Source organism: Pseudomonas moraviensis subsp. stanleyae, assembly GCF_036283065.1.
Lineage (GTDB): Bacteria > Pseudomonadota > Gammaproteobacteria > Pseudomonadales > Pseudomonadaceae > Aquipseudomonas > Aquipseudomonas stanleyae.
The window spans coordinates 24,060-47,902 of the sequence record NZ_JAADJI010000008.1; the positions used below are offsets into that span (position 1 = coordinate 24,060).

Below are 23,843 nucleotides of genomic sequence, written 5' to 3' on the forward strand. Positions count from 1 at the left end.
TCTTGCATAGACGGAGGCCACATTACTGGCTGCGCGTTCCCGATCGGAACAATGCGTGGCAGACCATCGATGTAGGTACAAAAACTGTTCATGATTACCTCAGCCAACCTGCTTGGTCGGGCTGTGATAGATATCAGCGAACATGTCAGCCATGGCTTCTTCGCTGGGTTCTTCCTGCATTTGCACGCTGACGGCGCGGCTGACCAGTTGATGACGGCGCGGCAGATGCAGATCATCCGGAATCCGTGGGCCATCGGTCAGGTACGCGACCGGCAATTCATGACTGATCGCCAGGCTCAACACTTCGCCGAGACTGGCCGTTTCATCCAGTTTAGTCAGGATGCAGCCGGCCAGCCCGCAACGCTTGTAACTGTGATAAGCGGCGGTTAGAACCTGTTTCTGGCTGGTGGTTGCCAGCACCAGATAATTTTTCGAGCGAATGCCACGCCCGGCCAGGCTCTCAAGCTGCATGCGCAACGCCGGATCACTGGCTTGCAGGCCGGCAGTATCGATCAAAACCACGCGTTTGCGTAGCAGTGGATCCAATGCCTGCACCAGCGACTGACCCGGATCGACGTGCGTCACCGGCACGTTGAGAATGCGCCCGAGGGTTTTCAGTTGTTCCTGCGCGCCGATGCGGAAGCTGTCCATGCTCACCAGCGCAACGTTCTGCGCGCCGTACTTGAGCACATAACGCGCGGCAAGCTTGGCCAGCGTGGTGGTCTTGCCCATGCCGGCGGGGCCGACCATGGCAATCACACCGCCCTCTTCCAGTGGCTCGACTTCCGGTACGGCAATCATCCGCGCCAGGTGCGCCAGCAGCATGCGCCAGGCCTGACGCGGCTCTTCGATATCGGTGATCATCGCCAACAGGTCGCGCGACAACGGGCCGGACAGGCCGATGCGTTGCAGACGGCGATACAGATTGGCCTGGGCGGGACGGCTGCCCTGCAGCTGATTCCAGGCCAGGGTGCCGAGCTGCACTTCCATCAGCTCGCGCAGGCTGTTCAATTCAAAACGCATCGACTCCAGCGCACGCGGATCGACGCCCGCCGAAGCTTGCGCAGGTGCTGCGGCCGGACGCGCCGGGGCAGCGTAGGTTGGCTCGCTCAGCGGTTCGGCAGCGGTCAGCGGCAGGCCTGCGGTCAATGGCAGCCCGGCGAACAACTGCTGATTGGTGTTGCCGTCGGCTTCGCCACGCAGGCTCAGCTCGGCCTGGGCGGTGACGATGCGCGACTGGGTCTTGCGCAGCTCGTCTTCGAGCTCCATGTTCGGAACCCGCGGTGCCAGCGCCGACAATTTGTAATCCAGTGCCGCCGTCAACTCGACGCCGCCGGCGATGCGGCGGTTGCCGATGATGGCGGCATCAGCGCCCAGCTCATCGCGAACCAGCTTCATGGCCTGACGCATATCGGCGGCGAAAAAACGCTTAACTTGCATAAACCACTACCTCAGCCGTTGGGCCCTACTGTCGCAACGATGGTCACTTGCTTGTTGTCCGGTACTTCCTGGTAGGCCAGCACATGCAGCCCAGGGACTGCGAGGCGGCCAAAGCGCGAGAGCATCGCGCGAATCGGGCCTGCCACCAGCAGGATCACCGGTTGGCCTTGCATTTCCTGACGCTGGGCCGCTTCGATCAACGAACGTTGCAGCTTCTCGGCCATGCTTGGCTCCAGCAGAACGCCCTCTTCCGAGCCTTGTCCTGCCTTCTGCAGACTATTGAGCAATATTTGTTCCAACCTTGGTTCCAATGTGATCACAGGCAGCTCGGACTCAGTGCCTACAATGCTTTGGACGATGGCACGGGATACGCCGACCCGCACCGCGGCAACCAATGCGGCGGTATCTTGACTCTTGGCGGCGTTGTTCGCGATCGCTTCGGCAATGCTACGAATGTCACGCACCGGCACGTGTTCGGCGAGCAGCGCTTGCAGCACCTTGAGCAACTGCGACAGCGACACCACGCCCGGCACCAGCTCTTCCGCCAGCTTCGGCGAGCTCTTGGCCAGCAATTGCATGAGTTGCTGCACTTCCTCGTGGCCGATCAGCTCACTGGAGTGCTTGTAGAGAATCTGGTTCAAGTGCGTGGCGACCACGGTGCTCGCGTCGACCACGGTGTAGCCGAGCGATTGCGCCTGGGCGCGCTGGCTGATTTCGATCCACACCGCCTCGAGGCCGAAAGCCGGATCTTTGGCGTTGATCCCGTTGAGCGAGCCATAGACCTGGCCGGGGTTGATCGCCAGCTCGCGGTCCGGGTAGATCTCGGCCTCGGCGAGGATCACGCCCATCAGCGTAAGCCGATAAGCGCTCGGCGCCAGATCGAGGTTGTCGCGGATGTGCACGGTCGGCATCAGGAAGCCCAGATCCTGCGAGAGCTTCTTGCGCACGCCCTTGATCCGCGCGAGCAGTTGCCCACCCTGATTGCGGTCCACCAGCGGAATCAGGCGATAGCCGACTTCCAGGCCAATCATGTCGATCGGCGTGACGTCGTCCCAGCCCAGCTCTTTGGTTTCCATGGCGCGGGCCGGCGACGGCAGCAGTTCCTGCTGACGCTTGACCTCTTCCAGGGCCACGACCTTGGCGACGTTCTGCTTCTTCCAGAACAGGTACGCGCCGCCCGCGGCCAGCGCCGCCATGGTCAGGAAGGAGAAATGCGGCATGCCCGGCACCAGGCCCATCACCGCCATCAAACCAGCGGCCACGGCCAGCGCTTTCGGCGAGGCAAACATCTGGCGGTTGATCTGCTTGCCCATGTCTTCCGAGCCGGAAGCACGGGTCACCATGATCGCCGCCGCTGTCGATAACAACAGTGATGGCAATTGCGCCACCAAACCGTCACCGATGGTCAACAAAGCGTAAACCCGACCGGCATCGCCGAAGGTCATGCCGTGCTGGAAGATACCCACGGCCATGCCGCCGATGAGGTTGATGAACAGAATCAGCAGACCGGCGATGGCGTCACCGCGGACAAACTTGCTGGCACCGTCCATCGAACCGTAGAACTCGGCCTCCTGGGCGACTTCCTGACGGCGCGCCTTGGCCTGGTTCTGGTCGATCAGGCCGGCGTTGAGGTCGGCGTCGATCGCCATTTGTTTGCCGGGCATCGCATCGAGGGTGAAACGCGCGCTCACCTCGGAAATCCGCCCGGCACCCTTGGTCACCACGACGAAGTTGATGATCATCAGAATCGCGAAGACCACGATACCGACCACGTAGTTACCGCCGATCACCACCTCACCGAAGGCCTGAATCACCTTACCGGCCGCGGCGTGGCCATCCTGACCGTGGAGCATCACCACCCGCGTCGAGGCCACGTTCAAGGCGAGTCGCAGCAGCGTCGCCACCAGCAGAATCGTCGGGAACACGGCGAAATCCAGCGGCCGCAGCGCATACACGCAGACCAGCAGGACGACGATGGACAGGGCAATGTTGAAGGTAAAGAAGACGTCGAGCAGGAACGGCGGCACCGGCAACATCATCATCGCCAGCATCACCAGCAACAGCAACGGCACGCCCAGATTGCCTCGACTTAAATCGGCAACGTTTGTGCGTGCTGTGTTGAATAACTGAGAGCGATCCACCGGTTTTCCCCGTTCCTTTAAAGCAAACTTTTGACGCCCGGAGCGGGCGCAGGGCGGCTATTGCAAGAAGCTTTCCAACTTTTGCCGGGGAATGAAATAGAGAGGTTTTACTTGGGATCATCGGCTGATTGGGATGGCCCCTTCGCGAGCAGGCTCGCTCCCACAGTTTGAAATGCATTTCCAATCGGACATTTGGAATACGGCCCCTGTGGGAGCGAGCCTGCTCGCGAAGAGGCCATGAGGTCCGGCGCAATTCTTAGATTTAAACGAAGCCGTTTAAAAGACACCTCAAGACACGGTCTCAAGGCTACAAATCCTTGCGCCATTGCCTACAGCCAAGCCAGAATCCGCCGGCTTGTGCGCTTTGGAGTCGGGTTCTATTGTGGTTCGGTCGCTGACGAATCAGCGATCGGGTTTAGCGACCCGATTCTATGTAGGCGCACCAGCGCTCCAAACTCAATTGCAGACACTCTTTCTGCAACTGATGTCATGGCGGCTGTGCGTGGGAGACCCTCGGGTCTGCCGGGCGCCTACACCCGGTTCGCTAACCTGCGTCCAGCCGCCACCCATTCTTGTTTAGCGACAGGTTTTGGTGGCCTCACATGTAGGAGCTTCAAAATGATCAAACCAACACCCAACCCACCCGAATCCGACCCCACCTCGCCCTACGAATCCCTCGATTCAAAAAAACTCCACCAAGCCGCCGACCGCGCCCTCGACCATTACCTCTGCCCGCCCGGCTCCACCCCGCCGCCCTTCAGCCCCCGCGCCATGTACGCCGTGACCGCCGACACGAAAAACGAAGACCTGCTGGCCAACGCTTGCGAAACCCTCGCCTCGGCCAAAACCATCGCCCAGGAATTCGCCGGACTGGTGAAGCCATCGCAGCGTCGAACGCTGATGGGCATTGCGCAACTGATCATGCTTGGGGAATTGGCGGTGAATCGGGTGCTGGATAATCTGGAGATGCCGCAGTAGCTCGGCGCAATGATCGTTCCCACGCTCCGGCGTGGGAATGCAGCCCGGGACGCTCTGCGTCCCATCTGGAGCCGAACGTTTGGTGTCCAATCGAGGCATCCGTTGCTGCCCGGACATAATCAAATGTAGGAGCTGTCGAACGCTGAGATCTTTTGTTTTTGTCGTTTCCGGAAGTGACCATTCGTCGCGACTGTCAGATCTTACAGGTGTGCGATTCTCGATTTGACGCTCTCATCAATCTTGCCGATACCCACCGCACAGGAGCACGATTGATGAGCCAATCCACCCAACCGGACAACACCGTTCTGGCGCTAGCGCCCCCAATCGTCAACGGTCGCACCGTGCCAGTAGAAGGCGCAATGATTGGCCTTTCCATAGTGGCCTACGATCTGGTCACCGACGGCGAAGGCGCCATTGTATTTGCGGATCCGCCCTTGTCAGGCACCATGGATCCTAATGACGTAATGGAGCTATGGCTCGAGGCGGAATCGGCGGTACTGGATAGTGAAACCATTGTCGATCCTGATAAGCGCACCACCTTGCGCATCCCGAGGGGTCGATTGCATCCGGACCGGATAAACGAGCTGTACTACACCGTCAGACGCGGCAGCGACAATATCGGCACCTCCACAACACTGACGATCCACTACAACCGCATTCGTCCCGGCCTGAAGGATCGATACGACGCACCTGGCGGCCACTCAGAACTTGAATTGCTGCTACCGGACGTGATCAAGAACGGCGTCGGCCCAGACTTCGTCAGCGCCGAGGTGTGCGTCCAGTACCCGTATTGCCGGGCGCACGACGTCATCACGCTGAAGTGCAACGGTGACTTTCTCGAACCAAAACCCAGAGTCCTTCCGACCCAGGCGCCCCTCTTCCCCGGCTCCGAGGCTCCCATCAAAATCTGTTTCACCGTCACCCGCGCGTTTCTCGACAAGGCGAAACGGCAAGACAAGAAACTGCATTTTTCTTACACCGTCACCGACCAGATCGGCAACGGCCCAGACACCGATGCGCCGTGGTCACCGGTGCAGACGGTGAATGAGGATTTGGACGGCGCCCTTCTGCCGAAGCTGATCCTGCTGGAACGCAAAGAAGACTATCCGGGTGACGTTGCCGAGATCATCGATCTGGAGAAGCTGGGGAATAACAACTTGCTGATGGTTGTGCTGACCAAAGATCCGCGCATTGAAGTGGGTGACGAAATCGTAGCGACTTACACTGCGACCGACACCGGGCAACCTACGGATGTGGTGGAGATTGTGACGGGTAAAGTCGAAGAGGATCCGTTCGTAGGGAAACTGCCCTGCTTCCTCGAAGTGACCAGAAACGAGGTCTTCGCTGGCAGTAAAGTGACGGCGACTTATGAAGTGCGTAGACCCGGGGTTGGTTTGGTAGGCACGTCCAACATAGCCAGCGCTGTCGTGATCGGCACTGCTCCGATCGAACTACCACCGCCAGCCTTGATGCCAGCAACAGTGCCGATTGACGTTTTGGATAATCCGGCAGGAGTGAAGCTGCAGGTAACAGGTTTCACACCACAGAAAGATGATAAAGCCCAATTCGTCCAAGTAAACGCGCCGGCCGGAGCGCCGCCGTTTCCGGTGGTGGATTTTATTGATGGGGTTGCTGAGATTTTATTGACTGCTGCGTTTTTGGCGGCGTGGCACGGGAACGCGATTGAGTTTCGGTGGGATTTGATTCGTAGCGGAGTTCCGGCCGGCGAATCGCCAACGGACAGATATGAAATTATGAAAATCGCTGATAAAGACCCTCGCCTACCAATTCCAAACATTGAGCGCAAAACAAGTCAGGAGCTGGAGATCTACAGCTTGCCTGAAGATTCGAAAATCCATGTAGACCTATGGAGTTTTCAAAGAGAAGGACAGCTGATTGACTTAACCATTGAAGGAACTGACAACAACAACATAATCGTTCGCAAGGTGCTACTCGACGGATATGAAAATCCGTCTACAGAAGGCTTGATATTTCCGGCACCCTTCGATTGGCTAACGAAACTCAAAGACATGAGCAGAGCACAGATGTTATTGAGCGTAAGAGCCAGCGACACAACAACGAAAATAATGTTTCCTGAGCGGAATTATATAGTTTACGCCTCAAATCCCGCAGGTATCGAGAAATGGGAAAACGAACCAGTTAATACGGCTTTCCCGCTGAACACCCCGGTAACCATTAAGAGCGGGCTAACCGTAACATCTCTATCTTCAGCTGGTAATTGCTACATTATCTCAAAGGGAAACCTACTGGTTGCAAAACGCTGCAAGTTTAATTGGAAAGAAGGAGGAAAACGTAAAGTTACTGTTTCACTTATATCATTTTGGACTACCATCGGAAACACGATCTCGTCACATGACATCGCTGGCAATATCATTCAGAGCTTTGATACTCATCAGCGCCCCGCTATTTTCACGGGAACTCCAAACCAATTAATTCACTCCATTACAATTAACGCGATTCAAGAACCCGACATAGGCGGCTATTGTACAGAAGTAGCTTGGGAATAAGCTCCATAAAGGTATCGAGAGAAGCGATTAATCTACTTTTTTGCTTAATAAGCAACCCAGGAGGGCTTTATAGCTCATATTTTTACATGCCGCACAATCCACTTTTAAACTCAGGCGTTTAAAAGACACCTGCAGACACGGTCTCAAGGCTACAAATCCTTGCGCCATTGCCTACAGCCAAGCCAGAATCCGCCGGCTTGTGCACCTGGGGGTCGGGTTTTATTGTGGTCCGGTCGCTGACTAATCAGCGATCGGGTTTAGCGACTCGAACTCAAGTCAAAGGTGCATCAGCGTTCCAGGCTGCGTTGCGGATCTGTATTTTCGCGATTTCGTCATGGTGGCTGTATGCGGGAGACCTTCGGGTCTGCCGGGTGCCTTTGACCGGTTCGCTAACCCGCGTACAGCCGCCACCCTCCTGTTTAGCGACAGGGTGTAGCGGCTCCACTTCAAAGGAGCTTCAAAATGATCAAACCAACACCCAACCCACCCGAATCCGACCCCACCTCCCCCTACGAATCCCTCGATTCAAAAAAGCTCCACGAAGCCGCCGACCGCGCCCTCGACCATTACCTCTGCCCACCCGGCTCCACCCCACCGCCCTTCAGCCCCCGCGCCATGTACGCCGTCACCGCCGACACGAAAAACGAAGACCTGCTGGCCAACGCCTGCGAAACCCTCGCCTCGGCTAAAACCATCGCCCAGGAATTCGCCGGACTGGTGAAGCCATCGCAGCGGCGGACGCTGATGGGGATCGCGCAACTGATCATGCTGGGTGAGCTGGCGGTGAATCGGGTGCTGGATAATCTGGAGTTGCCAGGTTGATGCGGTTCGGCTGAGTGATTCTGGTGAGAGTGCCGGCCTTTTCGCGAGCAAGCTCGCTGCCACATTTTGATCCTCTTGGATGCAAACCTTGCAACGGCTGAAGATCCTGTGGGGTGCAGCTTGCGCGAGCCAGGCCTCTCGGCGGCGCAGGAGCGTCCACCCCTTCAGCGATACCATTGGTCGGAAAACCGTCCTCACCTGTCAGATCTGACAGGTGACGGACGCCTCGTTCTGCGTTGTGATGAACCTTGCCTGCCATTGTTCATCACCATTGTTCCTGGAGAACAAAATGAGCGTTCAAGTCCATTCAACCGAAGCCAACGCAGCCCTGGCCTTGTATCCCGTTTACCCCCCGCAATGGATCACACCGGTGCTGCCTCCAGGTACTGCTGATGGTGGCCTTCCCCTCTCGGCATTCACTCCGTCTGGCGTAGAACTTGTCATCGACCCCATAACCGGCTTGCGGAATTGGATCATGGCGGCTTATGACGTCGTGACTATTTTTGTCAACGCAGTCAGCACCGGCATCAGCAAAACCATCTATCCCGGTGAGGAGCAGGAACGCATTCTTTTGCGCGTGCCGGCGATCTGGTTCACAAACGGTGTCAACGATGTCCGCTACAAGGTGACCCGACCCAGCGACAACGACGCAGACTCACCCACACTCAAGCTGCTCTACAACAACCCGGCGCCTACCGTCACCGTCAGCCATCCACCCAGCGTCGTACCGGGGCAGACGGCAGTCATCACGATCACCGTCGGTTACCCACGGCCTCACGACACGGTCACGCTCACCATAGGCACCTGGAGCATCACATTTCCCAACCCTACAAGCCCGATTAACCACACCCTGACGGCTGCCGAATTGCAGTTGATTGGCGACGGTACCCATTCGGTCTTCGCCACGGTGCGCGATCAATTGACCAACAACAATGAGTCGGCGAAGACCCCGATCACTATCACCGCCAATCAGAAGGTGTACAACGCGCCGATAATCGCTGAGGCCGTGGACGGCATGCTGGATGTGGCCGCACTGAAGGGCCAGGACGCCACGCTGCGAGCACGCGACTGGACGGGAATCCAGGTCGGTCAGCAGGTGTGGTTGAAGTTCACCGGCCAGAAATCCGACGGCTCGGCGCACGTCCTGCAATTCTGGAATGGTGACACCCATAAGGTGAATGCAACTTGGGTCAGTCAAGGCTTCTGGGATAAATCGCTGCTCATCGCTTTCCTGAGAGCATTGAAAGAAGGATCGCTGTTGAAACTGGAATTCTGGGTATCGGAGGACAAAAGCAATGACTTCGCTAGCGCCACGCGTTTTCCGGATCAGGTGTATACCGTCACAGGCCTGCAACTTGACCTGCCTGCCCCGACCTTGACACCACCCACGGTGCCAATTGACGTTTTGGCTAATCCGAATGGAGTGAAGCTGCAAATAAAAGACTTCGCAGCAGAGAAAGACGATAAGGCTCAATTCGTCCAGGTGAACGCGCCGGCCGGTGCGCCGCCGTTTCCGGTGGTGGATTTTGTTGGTGGGACTGCAGAGATTTTATTGAGCGCTGCGTTTCTGGCGGCTTGGCATGGCAAGGCGATTGAGTTTCGGTGGGATTTGATTCGCGCTGGACAGCCGGCCGGGGAATCTGCACCAGCCAAGTTTGATGTTAAGAAAATTGCGGATGGGGATGCACGTTTTCCGACACCGAACATCGCAGGCAACACGAGTGATGTGCTGGATGTTCAAGCACTCATGCCAGCCGCACAGATTCTTGCGGAGAAATGGCTTCTGTTCGAGCCAGGGCAACCGATCTGGGTAACGTGCCAAGGTATTGATAAGAATGGCAATCCTGTCAGCCAGGACGTCAGGTCGGGGGAGCTCAATGATTCGCCGAATGGATTATCAGTTGAAGCACCGGTTGAGTGGTTGAAAAAACTCAAGGGTGGGACTGATCAGAAGATTCTCGTGAAAGTAAATCTCGATGGGATCGTCAATGCTGCTACCGCGGTGGGCTTACCAATACGAACATATGCAGTCAAGGCGATCGAAGCACCGACAGAAGAAACTTTTGACTATTTCCCTTGGTCCTCCTACCACATTGGACCTGGAGAATCAATAGAAGCCCGTAGTATGCTGATCACCAACTTACCCTATTCAGAACACGAAGTAGGAATTGCGCCAGTTCTAGACCCGCAACCCGGCAAACTGGAAGGAAAAGGTCTTACAACTTCAAACTCGAAAATAAGAATCAGGCTTGACCTAAAAGCAACATACTCAAACATATCTTTTTGGTGTTCAAATACATCTGCAAGAAACACAGCAACCAGTTATAACGAAGCTGGTCTCATTATAGAAACGATTTACCTACCAATAGACCAGTACAACCCACAACAGGCATTTTTTACCCAACCGGGCATAAACCGAATAGAAATCGAAAATGCATTTGAGGGTTCTACATACGACGCCTTTTACATAGATAGTTTTAAATTTTATGTTTGAGGCTTTGGATATCTTGAAAACAGAGGGGATGAATTTATTTAACCATTGATTCAAACAGCGGGGCTTGATCGAGATTTTGCAGCTGACCCGGTTGACCCTTTCGCGAGCAAGCTCGCTCCCGCAGGGAAACGCATTCCAAATGTGGAAGCGAGCTTGCTCGCGAAGGAGTCACTGAAGTCAGCGCAAATGGACTTTTAAACTCAGGTGTTTAAAAGACAACTTCAGACACGCCTTCGCGGCTACAAATCCTTGCGCCATTGCCTACAGCCAAGCCAGAATCCGCCGGCTTGTGCGCTTTGGGGCCGGGTTCTATCGTAGCTCGGTCGCTGCTTTTCCTCAGCGATCGGGTTTAGCAGCCCGGGTTATCTCTAGACGCACAAGGTGTTGCCGTTATGGCGGCTTTGCGTGGGGCACTTCGGTGCGCCGGGTTCTAGAGTCCTGGTCTGCTAACCCGCGTATAGCCGCCACCTCCTTCGTTAGCAGCGAACGGTGGCTGCTTCACCACTCTAGAGGCTTCACCCATGATCAAACCCACACCCAACCCACCCGAAACCGACCCCACCTCTCCCTACGAATCCCTCGATTCAAAAAAACTCCACCAAGCCGCCGATCGCGCCCTCGACCACTACCTCTGCCCACCCGGCTCCACCCCACCGCTCTTCAGCCCCCGCGCCATGTATGCCGTCACCGCCGACACCAAAAACGAAGACCTGCTGGCCAACGCCTGCGAAACCCTAGCCTCGGCCAAAACCATCGCCCAGGAATTCGCCGGGCTGGTGAAACCATCCCAGCGCCGGACGCTGATGGGGATCGCGCAACTGATCATGCTCGGGGAGCTGGCGGTGAATCGGGTGCTGGATAATCTGGAATTGCAGCAGTAGCGCCTCCCCTGATGCTAGTTCCCACGCTCTACGTGGGAACTAGCATCAGGGGACGCTCCGCGTTCAGCTTCGGAAGGGACGCGGAGCGTCCCGGGCTGCATCCCCACGCAGAGCGTGGGAACGATCAGAAAAAAACGCCGCCCCGTTCAATCGGGACGGCGTTTTTTTGTTTCACATGGGAAAGTCAAGAATCCCGGCGCAAATCCGGCGGAATCGGCAGATCATCCTTAAGCGGATCCGGCCGCTTGCCCTTGCCCGCTTGATGCTGGCGGATCTGGTAGACGTAGGCCAATACCTGCGCCACCGCCAGATACAACCCACCGGGAATTTCCTGCTCAAGCTCAGTGGAGTAGTAGATCGAGCGCGCCAGCGCGGGCGACTCAAGCAGCATGACGTTATTGGCAACAGCGATCTCGCGGATTTTCAGAGCGATGAAGTCGCTGCCCTTGGCCAGCAGCACCGGTGCGCCGCCCTTTTCCGAGTCGTATTTGAGCGCGACGGCGTAGTGGGTCGGGTTGGTGATGACCACGTCGGCTTCAGGAATCGCCGCCATCATGCGGCGCTGGGACATTTCGCGCTGGGTCTGGCGAATGCGTTGCTTGACCTCCGGACGGCCTTCCTGATCCTTGTGTTCGTCGCGCACTTCCTGCTTGGTCATCAGCAGCTTCTTGTGCGCTTCCCAGAGCTGCACCGGCACGTCGACAGCGGCGATGATGATCAGGCCGCAGGCCAGCCACAAGGTGCTCCAGCCCACCAGCAAAACGCTGTGGATGATCGCCATATCCAGTGGCTCGTGGGCGATGCGCAGGAAGTCATCGACGTCGGCGGACAACACCACCAGCGCCACGCCCAGGGTAATCAGAAACTTCGCCAGTGCCTTGAGCAGTTCGACCACAGCCTTGAACGAAAACATGCGCTTGAGGCCGGCGGCCGGGTTCATCCGGCTGAATTTCGGTGCCAGGGAGCTTGCGGCGAACAGCCAGCCACCGAGGGAGATCGGCCCGATCACCGCGGCGAGCAACAGCGTGATCATGACTGGCTGAATCGCCAGCAAGGCAATCAACCCTGACTCCAACAGAAAACGGCCCATGGCGCCCTGGTCCATCACCACTTCGCGGGACAGGGTGAAGTTCAGGCGCATCACGTCCATCAGTTCCTGCGCGAGCATGCCGCCAAAAATCAGCAGGGCAGCGGCGCCGGCCATCATCACCGCAAGGGTGTTGAGTTCTTTGGAGCGGGCAATCTCACCCTTCTCACGGGAGTCCTTTTTGCGTTTCTCCGTGGGGTCTTCTGTTTTGTCCTGACCGCTTTCGCTCTCTGCCATGACTCAGCGCGCCCGTGCCAGTTCGCGTAGCAACTGCAAGGCCTCGCTGGCCAGCGGTTGATACTGGTTGAGAATGTCCGCCAGGCCCACCCAGACGATGAACAGGCCGAGCACCAGGGTCAGCGGAAAACCGATCGAGAAGATGTTCAGTTGCGGCGCGGCGCGGGTCATCACGCCGAAGGCGATGTTGACCACCAGCAATGCAGTGACGGCCGGCAATACCAGCAGCAACGCAGCGCCGAGGACCCAGCCGAGCTTGCCGGCCAGTTCCCAGTAATGCGCAACCATCAAGCCGCCGCCGACCGGCAACGTGGTGAAGCTCTCAGTCAGAACTTCAAACACCACCAGGTGGCCGTTCATTGACAGGAACAGCAGCGTCACCAGCATGGTGAAGAATTGCCCGATCACCGCCACCGAAACGCCGTTGGTAGGGTCGATCATCGAGGCGAAGCCCATGCCCATCTGCACCGCGACAATCTGCCCGGCGACGGCGAAGGCCTGGAAGAACAGTTGCAGGGAAAAGCCCAGTACGGCGCCGACCAGAATCTGCTCGCCAATCAACAGGAGGCCACTGAGGTCGAGCGGACTGACGGCGGGCATCGGCGGTAGCGCCGGGGTGATGACCACGGTGATCGCCACGGCGAAATACAGGCGCACGCGGCGCGGAATCAGGGTGGTGCCGAATACCGGCATGACCATCAGCATCGACGCCACGCGAAACAGCGGCAACATGAACGACGCCACCCAGGTGCTGATCTGGGTGTCGGTCAGCTGAAGCAGCGACTGCATGGCTTAGCCGATGACCATCGGAATGTTTTTGTACAACTGGATGATGTATTCCATGAACGTCTGCACGATCCACGGACCGCCGATGATCAGGGTGACCAGCATCACCAGCAGACGCGGCAGGAAGCTCAGGGTCTGTTCGTTGATCTGCGTGGCGGCCTGGAACATCGACACCAGCAGGCCGACCAGCAGACTCGGCACCACGAGGATGGCGACCATCACGGTGGTCAGCCACAGCGCTTCACGAAAGATATCGACCGCGACTTCCGGCGTCATGGCGAAACACCTCCGAAACTGCTGGCCAGGGTGCCAATAATCAGCGCCCAGCCATCGACCAGCACGAACAGCATGATCTTGAACGGCAGCGAGATGATCAGCGGCGAGAGCATCATCATACCCATGGCCATCAGCACGCTCGCGACAACGAGGTCAATGATCAGGAACGGGATGAAGATCATGAAGCCGATCTGGAAAGCGGTTTTAAGCTCGGAAGTAACGAACGCCGGCACCAGAATGGTCAGCGGCGCCTGATCCGGGCTGGCGATGTCGGTGCGCTTGGACAGGCGCATGAACAGCTCCAGATCGCTGCTGCGGGTCTGCGCGAGCATGAAGTCCTTGATCGGCACCTGGGCTTTTTCCACCGCTTGTTGCGCGGTCAGCGTTTCGGCCAGGTACGGTTGCAGCGCGTCGTTGTTCACCCGATCGAACACCGGCGCCATGATGAACAGCGTCAGGAACAGCGCCATGCCGGTGAGGATCTGGTTCGACGGCGTCTGTTGCAGGCCGAGGGCCTGCCGCAGGATCGAGAAGACGATGATGATCCGCGTGAAGCTGGTCATCAGGATGACCGCCGCCGGAATAAAGCTCAGCGCGGTCATGATCAGCAGGATCTGCAGACTGACCGAATATTCCTGCGCGCCGTCGGCATTGGTGCCCAGCGTGATCGCCGGGATCGACAACGGATCGGCGGCGAACGCCAGCGGCGCGGCCAGCAACAGGACCAGCGTCAAGACGATGCGGAGCGCACCCATTACTTCGTATCCTTCTGATCCTTGCCGAGAATTTTCAGCAGATGCTGGGCAAATTCCGGCGTCGCTTTTTCACTGGCGGAGGGGACTTCGACCGGTTCCTTGAGCACATGCAGCGCGGTGATGGTGCCGGGGCTGAGGCCAAGCAGAATCTGCTCGTTGCCGACCTGCACCAGCATCAAGCGGTCACGCGGGCCGAGCGCGCGCGAGCCGATCAATTCGATCACTTGGCCCTTGCCCGCCGGCCCTGCCTGTTGTACGCGGCGCAGCAACCAGGCGAGGAAGAAGATCAAGCCCAGCACCAGCAGCAAACCGAACACCAGTTGCGTCAACTGACCGGCCACGCCGCTGTTGACCATTGGCGCGGTGGCGGCAGGCGCAGCAGCGGTTGCGCCCGGCTCGACGGCCAGCACGCTCAACGGCCATGCCAGCAGCACCCAGAGAAACCTTTTCACTCAGCGCAGCTTCTTGATGCGTTCGCTAGGGCTGATCACGTCGGTCAGGCGGATGCCGAACTTCTCGTTGACCACCACTACTTCGCCGTGGGCGATCAAGGTGCCGTTGACCAGCACGTCGAGCGGCTCACCGGCCAGACGATCGAGCTCGATCACCGAACCCTGGTTGAGTTGCAGCAGGTTGCGAATGTTGATGTCGGTGCTGCCGACTTCCATGGAAATCGACACCGGAATGTCGAGGATCACGTCCAGGTTCGGGCCGTCGAGGGTCACCGGATCATTGTTCTTCGGCACACTGCCGAACTCTTCCATCGGCAGACGGTTGGAGCTGGAAGTGCCGGCGTCGGCGGCCAGCAGTGCATCGATGTCAGCCTGGCCGGCGTCACCGGTTTCTTCCAGGGCCGCAGCCCATTCATCGGCCAGTGCCTGATCGTCCTGCGCGTTCATATCGTCGTTCATCATGTGTCCTCGGCGGGCAACAATTCGGTTAAATACGGGGGTGAAAAGCGCCGCCTCAGCGACGCTCGATCGGCTCGATCACCTGCAACGCGAGGTTGCCTTTGTGCGAGCCCATCTTGACCTTGAAGGCCGGCACGCCGTTGGCGCGCATGATCATGTCTTCCGGCATCTCGACCGGGATCACATCACCCGGTTGCATGTGCAGGATGTCGCGCAGCTTCAACTGGCGGCGGGCAACAGTAGCGCCAATCGGCACGTCGACATCGAGCACGTCCTGGCGCAGGGCGTTGACCCAGCGCTCGTCCTGATCGTCGAGGTCGGACTGGAAACCGGCGTCGAGCATCTCGCGCACCGGCTCGATCATCGAGTACGGCATGGTCACGTGCAGATCGCCGCCACCGCCATCGAGTTCGATGTGGAAAGTCGACACCACAATCGCTTCGCTCGGGCCGACGATGTTGGCCATGGCCGGGTTCACTTCCGAGTTGATGTACTCGAAATTGACTTCCATGATCGCCTGCCAGGCTTCCTTCAAATCGACGAAGGCCTGCTCGAGAACCATGCGCACCACGCGCAGTTCGGTCGGGGTGAATTCACGCCCTTCGATCTTGGCGTGACGGCCATCGCCGCCGAAGAAGTTGTCCACCAGTTTGAACACCAGTTTGGCGTCGAGGATGAACAGCGCGGTGCCGCGCAGCGGTTTGATCTTGACCAGGTTGAGACTGGTCGGCACGTACAGCGAGTGCACGTATTCGCCGAACTTCATCACCTGCACGCCACCGACGGCAACGTCCGCGGAGCGGCGCAGCATGTTGAACATGCTGATGCGGGTGTAGCGGGCGAAACGCTCGTTGATCATTTCCAGCGTCGGCATGCGTCCACGGACGATGCGATCCTGGCTGGTCAGGTCGTAGCTTTTGACACTGCCGGGTTCGGCAGCATTATCGGTCTGTACCAGACCATCATCGACGCCATGCAACAGCGCATCGATTTCATCCTGGGACAGCAGATCCTGCACGGCCATGTCGTGTTCCTACTGCAGTACGAAATTAGTGAAAAGCAACTGTTCGATAACCACTTTGCCCAGCTCTTTCTGCGCCACTTCCTGGACGCTGGCGGTGGCCTTCTGGCGCAACATCTCCTGGCCGACCGGAGTCGCCAGTGTGGCGAAATCCTGACCGGAGAAGAGCATCACCAGGTTGTTGCGGATAACCGGCATGTGCACTTTGAGCGCGTCCAGATCGGCCTGGTTACGCGCCAGCATGGTGATGCTCACCTGCATGTAGCGCTGACGGCCGTTCTGGTTGTAGTTGGCAACGAAGGCTGGCGCCATCGGCTCGAAAATCGCTGCCTGCTTGCCGACCGGCGCTGCTTCAGCGGCCTCGGCAGGCTTGCTCTGCGCGCCGTGCATGAAGAACCAGGTCGCCCCAACGGATGCACCAATGGCCACCAGCAACGCCAGCACGATCACGATGATCAGCTTGAGTTTGCCTTTGGTTGCGGGGTCTTTTACTGCTGCAGCTTCGCTCTTCGCCATGCCAATAATCCGTCACTAATCGGGGGTTTCACAGTCGCACGGCAAGGCAAGAGCAAGTGTTATGCCAGAAGTGTCAGTGGTAGTGGAGACAACGCTAAAGTCAAAGGCACCCTCACCCCAGCCCTCTCCCGGAGGGAGAGGGGGCCGACCTGGTTGTCTTGAGTCAAACATCGACCTGAGCGATCGAGTCGATTGTGGATTCACAGCAGAAGTATCAGGTCGGCGTACTCCACGAGCATCCCCCAATCAGTCCCCTCGCCCTCCGGGAGAGGGCTAGGGTGAGGGGCTTTTGATTTGCTCAGGCGTAATAGTCGACCGCACTGCTACCGATGACGCTGGTAGTCTGCGCCGCCACTTCAGCCACAGTAGGCTGCGCCAATTCCTCATCCGCCGAATCCAGGCGACCACCAGCCGCGCTGGTCCGGCCACTCTGGCCCTGCTGCGCCTGTTCCTGCCCCTGCTGACCCTGCCAGCCACGGTTCTGGTCGGAGACGTTGACGTCGACCTGGCCCATGCCCTGCTGGTTGAACATGTCGCGCAGGCGATGCATCTGGCTGTCCAGCGCTTCACGCACGCTCGGGTGCGCGCTCATGAAGGTAACCTGGGTCTGCTGATCGGGAACCATGTTCACGCGAATATCCAGACGCCCCAGCTCAGCCGGCTGCAACTGAATATCGGCGGCTTTCAGGTTGACGCTTGACAGGTACATGACGCGGTTGACCACTTCTTCGGTCCAGCCGCTCTGGTGCATGGCGATCGGCTGATTCACCGGCAGTGCATTCGCGGTTTTCGGCGTGGCGGCCTGAGTCAAAGCCGCCAGACGGTTGGCGAAGTCATCGACGCGGGTGTCGCTGGTGGCCGATTTCAGATCCTTCAGACCATCATCGATCAACCCGCTGAAAGCTTTTTCACCGCCCTGACTGGTGCTGTCCTTGTCGGCCTGCACGTCGAGCATGCTGGCCATGCCGGCGGCGAAGTTCTGCGCGGCGGTCAATTCACCGTCGGCCTGAGCCTGGGCGGGAGAGGCTTTCGGTTGTGCCTGGCTGGCGGCGGAAATATGCCCACCCTGCTCCATCGCCATGCGCACGGCCGGCAGCGAGTCGAGCGGATCGGCCGAAGGATCGAAATCGCTGTCGGTTGCCGCCGGATCTTTGACCATGCCCGGCACGGTGGTCAAGGCAGGCGTTTCGGTTTCAGGCTGAGCTGGCGTTGCGACTGCCGGAGCCGGCACGACAGGCGCTGCCACCAATGGCTGGACGACTTGCACCAGTGCCGGATCCAGCGCCGGGTCTACAGGCGCAGCATCGGCCACGGGGGTTTGTACGGTTTCAGTGGTGTCATCGGCAGTGGCAGTTGCGTCGTCGCTCGCCGCCGCCTTGTCGGCAGGCAACGCTTTGCCGCTATCGGCAACCGCTGGCTCGGGCGCGGCAGACTGATCTTTGCCGATATCCTTTTTGCCGCTGTTGTCAGCGACCTTGTCGCGCGCCGGTTTGACTGAATTGTCGGCGCTCATCGCAGGCTTGGCCGGCGCCTGATCGGCGAACACTTTGGCGAAGCTCGAAGCCTTGTCCCCGGCGTCTGCGGCCATTGCCGACGATTTGGCAGAGGCGGCTTGCGCCTTGGCCTGAGCGGCGGTCTGAAGAAGAATGTTGGGGGTCGCAGGCATGACACGGTCTCCGCTGCACTGGGATCGTAGGTACAGTTGAGCAAGATGAATGCAAGTGCCGGGCCAGTTTGGCCAGGCACTTGCAAAAAGCGCCGGATGGCGACTTCAGTGGGTGTGGAGGTGGTGCTTTTCGTTTTCGTACACCGGGCGTACGTCGGCGAATTCAGAATGGATGTCGGCAACCAGTTGAGCGAGTGCTTCCGGGCTTTTGTCCTTGGCATTCGACTCCAGGTCCTGGCACAACGCAGCGAGTCGAGCCGCGCCCATGTTGCAGGCGCTGCCTTTGAAACTGTGGGCACAACTCATTAGCTGATCGGCGTCTTTGGTTGCGCGCAAGTTGCGCAAGCGCTCCTCAGAGTCATTCAGAAAAGTATCCAGAAGCTCTGGATAATCGCTCTCCATTACCTCGCGCAAGGCATCCAGAACGTTGCGATCTACATGTGGGTCAGTCACTTGCTCACTCCTTGATCAAGAATGGGCGGATTATGCCTCAATCTCCCAGAAAAACTCCACGCTGGCACTACGACCTTGGTCCGACCAACTGGCATTGCGCCCCAGTTGCCGGACCAGACTGATGCCGCGCCCCGACAAGCGGACGCTATCCAAGGGCCGCTCCATGACTCGCGCTACATCAAAACCTTTGCCGCTGTCCTCGACACGGATAACCAGGCAACCGCCCTCGCCTTGCGATTGCACCTGCATGTGCACCCGCACAAAACCATCCTGCAGCGCTTCCAGCCGCGCCGCGCGCATTTCGTAGTACCGGGCAAAACCAGCGGCATCGGCCTTGAGGCGCGAATCCAGCCCGAGCACGCCATGCTCCAGCGCATTGGAATACAACTCGGCGAGCACGCTGTACAGCGCCCCGCTTTGCGCGCGCAGGCCGTGGACCTCGAGCAGCAGTTGCAAGAGAAACGGCAAAGGATTGAACCGTCTGAGCGTGGCCCCGCGAAACTCGAAACTGGCCGACCAGTCCAGCGGGCTCGACTGGCCGCTGTCGGAATATATCGGCGCGGCGCCATGGGTCGGCGCCGACTCAAGCAGACTGACCTCGACCATGCTCACATCGTCACGGGCCTGGCCGCGAAAATCGCGCAGGGCCTGCTCGATATCCTCGAACAGCCGATCCGGCTCGCGGTTTGCCGCAAAGACCTGCTGCAAGCGCTCAACGCCGAACAACTGATCATTGGCGTCGCAAGTATCGATCACTCCATCCGACAGCAGAAACACCCGGTCATCAACGGCCATCGGATAGACATCCGTACGGTCATCGAAGGCCTGCGCACTGAGAATCCCCAGCGGCAAATGCCGCGCCGGCAAAGGCACGCGTTCGCCGCTGGCCACGCGGTGCAAGTAACCGTCGGGCATGCCGCCGTTCCACACCTCCACCGAACGGCTCTGGAAACTCAGACAGAGCAACGTGGCGCAGCAGAACATGTCCACCGGGAGAATGCGCTTGAGCTTGGCGTTCATCTCGCGCAACGTCTCGGCCAGACCGTAGCCCTTGGCGGTCATGCCGTAAAACACTTCGGCCAGCGGCATCGCCCCGACCGCCGCTGGCAAACCATGCCCGGTGAAATCGCCAAGCATGACGTGCATGTCACCGGCCGGCGTGTACGCCGCCAGCAACAAATCGCCGTTGAACAGGGCGTACGGCGATTGCAGGTAACGGATGTTCGGCGCACTCAGGCAGCCAGAATGCGCAACCTTGTCGAACACCGCTTTGGCCACGCGCTGTTCGTTGAGCAAATAGTCGTGATGTCTGGCGATCAGGTCGCGCTGCTGCAGAACCGTCGCCTGCAAACGGCGCAAGCGATCCATCGCCTTGATTTTGGCGGCAAGAATGACCTGGTTGTACGGCTTCGCCAGAAAATCGTCGCCGCCGGCTTCAAGGCAACGGGCCAGCGCTTCGCTCTCGGTCAGCGAGGTGAGAAAGATGATCGGCACCAGCGCTTCACCCGCCAGCGCCTTGATGTGCCGCGCCGCTTCGAAACCGTCCATCACCGGCATCAGCGCGTCCATCAACACCAGATCGGGATGCTGCGCTTTGAACGTTTCGACCGCCTCGGCGCCATTTGACGCCGTCAGCACCTGGTGACCCTGACGACGGACAATGGTCGACAGCAGCAGCCGGTCGGCTGCGCTGTCTTCGGCGATGAGAATGGTCAGCGGCTCTTGCGCCTGCATGGGCGTCAACTGATATCGAAGAGTTTGTCGAAGTTGGAAATCGCGAGGATTTTCTTCACATCGGAGCTGCTGTTGACGACGCGGATATCCGACTCGTCGCCACCGGCGTGGTCACGCAGCAGAAGCAGCATGCCCAGCGCGGAGCTGTCGAGGTAAGTGGCCTTCTTCAGATCCACCACTATAGATTCAGGCTTCTCGTTGAGTCGCTCATAGGACTCGCGAAATTCCTGATGCCGACCGAAATCGAATCGACCCTCGATCGAAATCGTCAGTTTTTTCCCATCTTGAGAGACTTCTGTAACGACTGACATTGACTGGCTTCCTTGTCATTGACGAACCTGTACAAGGTTTAGCAGCTGGATAGGGTTGGGGCAAGGCGCAACGGTGGAACAAGTGTGGGAGCGAGCCTGCTCGCGAAGGCATTCTGTCAGTTGACTACAGCGTTGACTGACACGGCGCTTTCGCGAGCAGGCTCGCTCCCACAGGGGTTTGGCGGTGAGGTTTAGAAGGCATCACGCCGCGGCAAGCGCTGCGACAGTTCATCCAGCAGTTTCTGCTCGCGCTTGTCCTCAAGGCGCTGCGCCTCGTCGCGATAACGCTGCACCAGTTTGCGCAAACCTTCGACGCGGGCAAACGCCTGCTGCCACTCTTCACGGGCCTTGTCGAGCTTGTTCTGGTGCCAGACCAGGCTCTGCCGTTGCTGATCGACCGCTGTGTCGAGTTGCGCCAGAAAGCCCTGAAAACCCAGCAACCATTGCCCGGTCACGCCGGTGCTGCCGCGCACGATCCATTGCTGCGAATAATCCAGACGAAAGGCATTGAGGTCGGCCAGTTTGCTTTCGGCGACCTTGACCTGGCCCTGAAAGTAGGCGAGGCGCTGCACGGCGGCTTTCTCGGCCTTTTCGGCCATGTCCACCACCGGTGCCAGGCGAGCGGCGCGGCTGACGGCCATGGCTGGTTACCCGCCCGCCGCAGGGGCGAACAGGGTTTCCAGATAGGCCTGGCTCTCACCCAGATTGATTTTGTCGTTGAGGCCCTGGCGCTGATACCTGACCAGTTGCGGTTGCAGGGAAATCGCCAGATCGGTCTCGCGATCGCCACCGGCGACGTAAGCGCCGACGCTGATCAGATCGCGGCTCTGCTGGTAGCGCGACCACAACTGCTTGAAGTACTGCGCACGCTGCATGTGATCCGGCGAAACCACCGCCGGCATGACCCGGCTGATCGACGCTTCGATATCAATCGCCGGATAGTGACCTTCCTCAGCCAGACGCCGCGACAGCACGATGTGGCCGTCTAGCACGCCCCGCGCCGAGTCGGCAATCGGGTCCTGCTGGTCATCGCCTTCGGAAAGCACGGTGTAGAACGCCGTGATCGAACCACCGCCCTTCTCCGCGTTACCGGCGCGCTCCACCAGTTTCGGCAGTTTGGCGAACACCGATGGCGGATAACCCTTGGTCGCCGGCGGTTCGCCGATGGCCAGAGCGATTTCCCGCTGGGCCTGGGCGAAACGGGTCAGCGAGTCCATCAGCAGCAGAACGTTCTTGCCCTTGTCGCGGAAATACTCGGCGATGCGCGTGCAATACATCGCCGCGCGCATACGCATCAGCGGCGCATCGTCCGCCGGCGAGGCGACCACTACGGAGCGCTTGAGGCCTTCTTCACCGAGGATGTGCTCGATGAATTCCTTAACTTCGCGACCACGCTCACCGATCAGGCCGACGACGATGATGTCGGCCTCGGTGAAGCGGGTCATCATGCCCAGCAGCACCGATTTACCGACACCGGTACCGGCGAACAGACCCAGACGCTGGCCACGGCCGACCGTCAGCAAACCGTTGATGCAACGGATGCCGACGTCCAGCGGCACGCTGATCGGGTCACGGTTGAGCGGGTTGATTGTCGGGCCATCCATCGGCACCCAGTCTTCGGCTTTCATGCCGCCCTTGCCGTCCAGCGCGCGGCCGGCGCCGTCAAGAACCCGACCGAGCATGCTCATGCCCATTGGCAAACGACCGGTGTCGGCCAGAGGCACCACGCGGGCGCCCGGGGCGATGCCGGCGACGCTGCCGACCGGCATCAGAAAGACTTTGCTGCCGGAAAAGCCCATGACTTCCGCTTCCACCTGAGACGGGTGGTAGCTGTCATCGTTGATCACCATGCAGCGGGTGCCCATGGCGGCGCGCAGGCCTTCGGCTTCGAGGGTCAGGCCGACCATGCGCAGCAGCCGACCTTCAAGGATCGGCGCGCCGGCAATCTCGGTGGCCTCGGCGTAGGTGCTCAGGCGCTTGGCGAAACTGGTGCGTTCAAGGCGCATCGCGGGCGTCCGCGCGCGGCTCGTCAGAGTCGACAGCCGCTGGGGTGTCTGCGGGAATTTCCAGGCTCAGGTCAGGCGCTGCCGGGTGCAGGGCCTGCTCGTGCAACTGGTCGAACAGCTTGGCCATGACCTGGGTCACCCGCGATTCGACGCTGGCGTCGATGCGGCTGTGCTCGGTTTCAACCCGGCAGCCGCCCGGCAACAGCGACTCGTCTTCGACGATGCGCCAGGTTTCTTCGTGGCGCTCGCGCAGGGCTTTGACCTGGGCGAAATCCTGCGGATTGACGTACAGACGCACGTTTTCCACGCCCAGCGGCAACAGCTTGAGGGCATCGCGCATGACGTGTTCGATCTGCGTCGAGTCGATGGCCAGTTCGCGCTTGATCACTTGTCTGGTGATGTGTTGCACGAGGTCGACCAGCGACTTTTCAATCTGTGTGTCTTGCTCGGCGATCGGTTCGAACAGGTTGGCCATCAGCAGCTCAAGGCTGGCGATTTTCGCCGCCAGCGCTGTTTCGGCTTCCTGACGCACCTTCAGCGTGGTGCTGTGAAAACCTTCCTTTTCACCAATGGCGAAGCCCTCGTTGTAAGCCTCCTGACGGATGCTTTCGAGTTCTTCCAGAGTCAGTGGCTGGACTTCTTCCAGCGGCACTTCTTCCATTTCCGGCGGTTCGGGTTCCGGCTCAGGCTCGGGTTCCGGTTTCGGCGGATCGAAGCTGGGCAGCGCCCAGGATTCGAAGCCGCGAACATCGCGGGCGCGGATCAGATCCGTCACAGACTCGTCAGGCTTATCCATGGGC

At 59.0% G+C, this 23,843-nt stretch carries 22 protein-coding genes; 5 read left to right on the forward strand and 17 right to left on the reverse strand.

Translation table 11 applies throughout. The features are described 5' to 3' along the window. Positions 1-99: 99 nt before the first annotated feature. Both flhF and flhA read right to left on the reverse strand, forming a co-directional pair. Entirely contained in the window at positions 100-1,440 is a 1,341-nt protein-coding gene (gene flhF, locus GXB78_RS15430; protein ID WP_137216012.1) for a flagellar biosynthesis protein FlhF, read from the reverse strand. Positions 1,441-1,451: 11 nt separating this feature from the next. After that, positions 1,452-3,581 carry a flagellar biosynthesis protein FlhA gene (flhA, locus tag GXB78_RS15435; RefSeq protein WP_329515991.1) on the reverse strand — a complete coding sequence of 710 codons (2,130 nt, stop codon included), beginning with the start codon at positions 3,579-3,581 and terminating at the stop codon, positions 1,452-1,454. Between the two features lie 618 nt (positions 3,582-4,199). Here flhA and GXB78_RS15440 point away from each other — a divergent pair. The 5 genes from GXB78_RS15440 to GXB78_RS15460 all read left to right on the forward strand — a co-directional run bounded on the left by GXB78_RS15440 (position 4,200) and on the right by GXB78_RS15460 (position 11,284). After that, positions 4,200-4,559 carry a DUF6124 family protein gene (locus GXB78_RS15440; protein WP_016771063.1) on the forward strand — a complete coding sequence of 120 codons (360 nt, stop codon included), beginning with the start codon at positions 4,200-4,202 and terminating at the stop codon, positions 4,557-4,559. Between the two features lie 272 nt (positions 4,560-4,831). Then, entirely contained in the window at positions 4,832-7,087 is a 2,256-nt protein-coding gene (locus GXB78_RS15445; RefSeq protein WP_329515992.1) for a hypothetical protein, read from the forward strand. Positions 7,088-7,549: 462 nt separating this feature from the next. After that, positions 7,550-7,909 (forward strand): DUF6124 family protein, encoded by a 360-nt coding sequence (locus GXB78_RS15450; RefSeq protein ID WP_217850644.1) that lies wholly within the window; start codon positions 7,550-7,552, stop codon positions 7,907-7,909. Positions 7,910-8,198: 289 nt separating this feature from the next. Then, entirely contained in the window at positions 8,199-10,403 is a 2,205-nt protein-coding gene (locus tag GXB78_RS15455) for an Ig-like domain-containing protein (protein ID WP_329515993.1), read from the forward strand. Positions 10,404-10,924: 521 nt separating this feature from the next. After that, positions 10,925-11,284, forward strand: a complete 360-nt coding sequence (locus tag GXB78_RS15460) for a DUF6124 family protein (RefSeq protein ID WP_329515994.1) — start codon at positions 10,925-10,927, stop codon at positions 11,282-11,284. A 184-nt stretch (positions 11,285-11,468) separates the two neighbouring features. Here the strand turns inward: GXB78_RS15460 and flhB are convergent, their stop codons facing one another. From flhB to fliH, 15 genes are all read right to left on the reverse strand, one after another. Continuing rightward, positions 11,469-12,608: a flagellar biosynthesis protein FlhB gene (gene flhB / locus GXB78_RS15465; protein WP_329515995.1), complete on the reverse strand. Its 1,140-nt coding sequence runs from the start codon at positions 12,606-12,608 to the stop codon at positions 11,469-11,471. A 3-nt stretch (positions 12,609-12,611) separates the two neighbouring features. Further along, the gene (gene fliR, locus GXB78_RS15470) at positions 12,612-13,397 is read right to left on the reverse strand and encodes a flagellar biosynthetic protein FliR (protein WP_073472764.1); all 786 of its coding nucleotides are present in this window, start codon (positions 13,395-13,397) and stop codon (positions 12,612-12,614) included. Positions 13,398-13,400: 3 nt separating this feature from the next. After that, complete coding sequence (gene fliQ, locus GXB78_RS15475; protein WP_101158647.1) at positions 13,401-13,670, reverse strand: flagellar biosynthesis protein FliQ; 270 nt, start codon at positions 13,668-13,670, stop codon at positions 13,401-13,403. After that, positions 13,667-14,425: a flagellar type III secretion system pore protein FliP gene (fliP, locus tag GXB78_RS15480; protein WP_329515996.1), complete on the reverse strand. Its 759-nt coding sequence runs from the start codon at positions 14,423-14,425 to the stop codon at positions 13,667-13,669. Before fliP ends, fliQ begins: the two co-directional genes overlap by 4 nt. After that, complete coding sequence (fliO, locus tag GXB78_RS15485; protein WP_329515997.1) at positions 14,425-14,877, reverse strand: flagellar biosynthetic protein FliO; 453 nt, start codon at positions 14,875-14,877, stop codon at positions 14,425-14,427. Before fliO ends, fliP begins: the two co-directional genes overlap by 1 nt. Next, a complete protein-coding gene (gene fliN / locus GXB78_RS15490) occupies positions 14,878-15,336 on the reverse strand; it encodes a flagellar motor switch protein FliN (RefSeq protein WP_016771070.1) in 459 nt (152 codons plus the stop codon). It lies immediately after the preceding gene. Between the two features lie 55 nt (positions 15,337-15,391). Next, the gene (gene fliM / locus GXB78_RS15495; protein WP_003222890.1) at positions 15,392-16,360 is read right to left on the reverse strand and encodes a flagellar motor switch protein FliM; all 969 of its coding nucleotides are present in this window, start codon (positions 16,358-16,360) and stop codon (positions 15,392-15,394) included. Positions 16,361-16,369: 9 nt separating this feature from the next. Next, the gene (fliL, locus tag GXB78_RS15500) at positions 16,370-16,873 is read right to left on the reverse strand and encodes a flagellar basal body-associated protein FliL (RefSeq protein WP_016771071.1); all 504 of its coding nucleotides are present in this window, start codon (positions 16,871-16,873) and stop codon (positions 16,370-16,372) included. Positions 16,874-17,171: 298 nt separating this feature from the next. Next, positions 17,172-18,539: a flagellar hook-length control protein FliK gene (locus GXB78_RS15505; RefSeq protein ID WP_329515998.1), complete on the reverse strand. Its 1,368-nt coding sequence runs from the start codon at positions 18,537-18,539 to the stop codon at positions 17,172-17,174. A gap of 105 nt (positions 18,540-18,644) precedes the next feature. Further along, a complete protein-coding gene (locus GXB78_RS15510) occupies positions 18,645-18,992 on the reverse strand; it encodes an Hpt domain-containing protein (RefSeq protein ID WP_329515999.1) in 348 nt (115 codons plus the stop codon). 30 nt (positions 18,993-19,022) lie between these two features. Beyond that, entirely contained in the window at positions 19,023-20,726 is a 1,704-nt protein-coding gene (locus tag GXB78_RS15515) for an ATP-binding SpoIIE family protein phosphatase (RefSeq protein ID WP_329516000.1), read from the reverse strand. A gap of 5 nt (positions 20,727-20,731) precedes the next feature. Continuing rightward, a complete protein-coding gene (locus GXB78_RS15520) occupies positions 20,732-21,037 on the reverse strand; it encodes an STAS domain-containing protein (protein ID WP_137216031.1) in 306 nt (101 codons plus the stop codon). Between the two features lie 191 nt (positions 21,038-21,228). Then, the gene (fliJ, locus tag GXB78_RS15525) at positions 21,229-21,678 is read right to left on the reverse strand and encodes a flagellar export protein FliJ (RefSeq protein WP_016771076.1); all 450 of its coding nucleotides are present in this window, start codon (positions 21,676-21,678) and stop codon (positions 21,229-21,231) included. A 6-nt stretch (positions 21,679-21,684) separates the two neighbouring features. Then, the gene (fliI, locus tag GXB78_RS15530; RefSeq protein WP_016771077.1) at positions 21,685-23,043 is read right to left on the reverse strand and encodes a flagellar protein export ATPase FliI; all 1,359 of its coding nucleotides are present in this window, start codon (positions 23,041-23,043) and stop codon (positions 21,685-21,687) included. Beyond that, a complete protein-coding gene (gene fliH, locus GXB78_RS15535; protein WP_329516002.1) occupies positions 23,033-23,839 on the reverse strand; it encodes a flagellar assembly protein FliH in 807 nt (268 codons plus the stop codon). Before fliH ends, fliI begins: the two co-directional genes overlap by 11 nt. Positions 23,840-23,843: the final 4 nt, after the last annotated feature.

Bases quoted from the DNA above. Each gene is read 5' to 3' on its own strand.
- flhF (WP_137216012.1), bottom strand. From the start codon at position 1,440: ATGCAAGTTAAGCGTTTTTTCGCCGCCGATATGCGTCAGGCCATGAAG.
- GXB78_RS15440 (WP_016771063.1), top strand. From the start codon at position 4,200: ATGATCAAACCAACACCCAACCCACCCGAATCCGACCCCACCTCGCCC.
- GXB78_RS15445 (WP_329515992.1), top strand. From the start codon at position 4,832: ATGAGCCAATCCACCCAACCGGACAACACCGTTCTGGCGCTAGCGCCC.
- GXB78_RS15450 (WP_217850644.1), top strand. From the start codon at position 7,550: ATGATCAAACCAACACCCAACCCACCCGAATCCGACCCCACCTCCCCC.
- GXB78_RS15455 (WP_329515993.1), top strand. From the start codon at position 8,199: ATGAGCGTTCAAGTCCATTCAACCGAAGCCAACGCAGCCCTGGCCTTG.
- GXB78_RS15460 (WP_329515994.1), top strand. From the start codon at position 10,925: ATGATCAAACCCACACCCAACCCACCCGAAACCGACCCCACCTCTCCC.
- flhB (WP_329515995.1), bottom strand. From the start codon at position 12,608: ATGGCAGAGAGCGAAAGCGGTCAGGACAAAACAGAAGACCCCACGGAG.
- fliR (WP_073472764.1), bottom strand. From the start codon at position 13,397: ATGCAGTCGCTGCTTCAGCTGACCGACACCCAGATCAGCACCTGGGTG.
- fliQ (WP_101158647.1), bottom strand. From the start codon at position 13,670: ATGACGCCGGAAGTCGCGGTCGATATCTTTCGTGAAGCGCTGTGGCTG.
- fliP (WP_329515996.1), bottom strand. From the start codon at position 14,425: ATGGGTGCGCTCCGCATCGTCTTGACGCTGGTCCTGTTGCTGGCCGCG.
- fliN (WP_016771070.1), bottom strand. From the start codon at position 15,336: ATGAACGACGATATGAACGCGCAGGACGATCAGGCACTGGCCGATGAA.
- fliM (WP_003222890.1), bottom strand. From the start codon at position 16,360: ATGGCCGTGCAGGATCTGCTGTCCCAGGATGAAATCGATGCGCTGTTG.
- fliL (WP_016771071.1), bottom strand. From the start codon at position 16,873: ATGGCGAAGAGCGAAGCTGCAGCAGTAAAAGACCCCGCAACCAAAGGC.
- GXB78_RS15505 (WP_329515998.1), bottom strand. From the start codon at position 18,539: ATGCCTGCGACCCCCAACATTCTTCTTCAGACCGCCGCTCAGGCCAAG.
- GXB78_RS15515 (WP_329516000.1), bottom strand. From the start codon at position 20,726: ATGCAGGCGCAAGAGCCGCTGACCATTCTCATCGCCGAAGACAGCGCA.
- GXB78_RS15520 (WP_137216031.1), bottom strand. From the start codon at position 21,037: ATGTCAGTCGTTACAGAAGTCTCTCAAGATGGGAAAAAACTGACGATT.
- fliJ (WP_016771076.1), bottom strand. From the start codon at position 21,678: ATGGCCGTCAGCCGCGCCGCTCGCCTGGCACCGGTGGTGGACATGGCC.
- fliI (WP_016771077.1), bottom strand. From the start codon at position 23,043: ATGCGCCTTGAACGCACCAGTTTCGCCAAGCGCCTGAGCACCTACGCC.
- fliH (WP_329516002.1), bottom strand. From the start codon at position 23,839: ATGGATAAGCCTGACGAGTCTGTGACGGATCTGATCCGCGCCCGCGAT.